Origin of the sequence: Paenibacillus sp. GCM10027626, from assembly GCF_042676285.1 — a bacterium.
Taxonomy (GTDB): Bacteria; Bacillota; Bacilli; order Paenibacillales; family Paenibacillaceae; genus Paenibacillus_Z.
In genome coordinates this window covers 1-2492 of the sequence record NZ_JBHTHC010000055.1, presented here as the reverse complement: position 1 = coordinate 2492, position 2492 = coordinate 1, and the positions used below count along the sequence as shown (strand labels likewise).

The 2492-nt window shown below is 46.4% G+C and carries 1 protein-coding gene; it reads left to right on the top strand.

All coding sequences use genetic code 11. The annotated features are described in order from the left end of the window. The first annotated feature begins 601 nt into the window (after positions 1-601). Positions 602-2398, top strand: a complete 1797-nt coding sequence (gene ltrA, locus ACFQ0N_RS38155; RefSeq protein ID WP_379335720.1) for a group II intron reverse transcriptase/maturase — start codon at positions 602-604, stop codon at positions 2396-2398. The last annotated feature ends 94 nt before the right edge of the window (positions 2399-2492 follow it).

The window sequence follows — 2492 nt, the reverse complement described above, 5'->3', positions numbered from 1 at the left end:
AAACCATCCCGCCAATACTCCTGCGTGCGTCATCGCTGACAGGCCATGAGGTATGAAGAACAGGTGGAGTCGGCAGAACAGAGGCTGAAGCCATTCCTTAGGAAAAGGTATGCCAATGGATATGCCGCGCGGCTGAAAAACTGGATATGGTGAGAATCGTTCCATTATAAGGAACTGACAAACAACCGAACGTAAGGGTCTACAGTTAGAACTTATGGAAACATATGGGCCATCAAGCGATGGTGTGAGTGGCGTAAAGTAAAAATGTGTCCTCTGAAATACGCTATGCCGAACAATGGCGGCATCCAGCTCACAGGCCTACAGGGAGCACCTAAGTTCAGAATGGATAGCTAGGTTGCAAGGGACTTGGAAAGCAAGGGACGTTGCATCAAGGGCTGTCACCCGAAACGGTCGCTATAAGGCATTAGCCGAAATGCGTTTATCCTTGTGAGGGTAGGGGCATAACTGATGAATCTCCTGTAATGGGAGTGGAGGAACAGCCCCAAGTCTAACTGCAAAGAACGATCATTTTCCAAACGTGAATTGCACCGGTCGGGTAAGAACGTGGGAACATTGCCTCTAAGAAGGAGGGGATGCCACAGTGCAAGCCTTGAGATATTGGGATTACTACGGCATGACGGAACTATTTTCGGACTTATACGATCGAGCCGCGAAACAAGAAACCTTTTCGAACTTATACGATGTGATCACATCGAGAGAAAATATTCTGCTCGCCTATCGAACGATGAAGTCGAACAAAGGATCAAAGACGCCGGGAACCGATGGAAAAACCATCGCTGACATCCAGAAGTTGACCGACGACGAACTAGTGACGGAAATTCAAACCAAGCTGCAAAACTATCGCCCTAATAAAGTCAGACGGAAACTCATCGAGAAGGACAACGGAAAATTAAGACCGCTCGGCATTCCTTGTACCCTGGATCGCATCATTCAGCAATGCTTCAAACAGGTGTTTGAACCCATTGTAGAAGCTCAGTTCTACAAGCATAGCTACGGCTTCAGACCGCTCCGGTCTACACACCACGCGATGGCAGGGGTACAATTCCTAGTGAATCACTCACAACTGCATTACGTAGTGGATGTCGATGTCCAAGGATTCTTCGATAACGTGAACCACTCTCTGCTGGTGAAACAACTGTGGAACTTAGGAATACGGGATAGAAAAGTCCTAGCGTGTATTTCCAAAATGCTAAAAGCCGAAATTGATGGAGAGGGAATTCCTTCCAGGGGCGTGCCTCAAGGTGGTCTGTTATCGCCACTCCTTTCGAACGTCGTTCTTAACGATCTCGATCAATGGATTGCAGGCCAATGGGAGAATTTTGAAACGGTATATCCATACAAACAACAAGGCTCAAAATACCAGTCTCTCAAAAACCTTAGTAATCTCAAAGAAGGATACATTGTGCGATATGCAGATGATTTTAAAGTGCTCTGCAGGGACTGGAGAACCGCCCAAAAATGGTATCACGCTGTCAAACTCTACTTGAAAGACCGTCTGAAACTGGATATTTCCCCGGAAAAATCGCAGATTGTCAATCTGCGAAAACGAGAGTCCGAATTCCTGGGATTCACCATCCGGGCGAATAAAAAGGGTAAAAAAAGAGTAGCGCATACAGGCATAAAAGCCAACAAGAAGCGGAAGATCAAGGCGGAAGCCAAAAGAAGGATACAAATCCTTAGAGCTTCACCCACCGCTCAAAATGCAATACTATTCAACAGCTTTGTATTAGGAATCCATAACTATTTCAGTCGAGCGACCCATGTTAGCATCGAGTTCGCACGTCTTGCCTACGATCTAAGAGCCTTCATGTACAATCGTCTCAAACCAGTCGGGAAATATGAACATCCTGCAAACCCTCCGCCAACGTACAAAAAGTTCTACAGCCTGGGTTTCAGAACGTTCAAAATTGCGAACGTATATTTATTTCCTCTTGCCAATGTGAAGACAGTGAACACGCTGAACTTCAGCCAAGGGTTAACACTCTACACAACGGCAGGTAGGGAACGAATCCATAAAAAATTACGTCCGGACATTGCACAGGAAGTTTCCTTCCTGATGATGTCCAACATCCCGAATCGAAGTGTCGAATATTTGGATAACCGGATAAGTCGGTACAGCATGAAGATGGGAAAATGCGAAATTACAGGCATCTACCTGTTCGCAGCCGATGTTCACTGCCACCACTATATTCCGCTACACCTTGGGGGAAGCGACAAGTTCAGCAATTTGCGCATTCTCCAAAAAGAGGTGCACCAGTTAATCCATTGCACGAACAACGAGACGATTGGCGTACTCACAAATAAACTTGGAATCTCCGAGTTGATGATAGATAAGGTCAACCAATACCGCCAAAAATGCGGCCTGGAACCGATCTAACAATCCCAAATCCATGAGTAACGCGGAACTTATGAACTAGTAATTTCAGTTAGAGGGAGCGCGGAGTGCGGGGAAACTCGCACGCTCCGTGTGG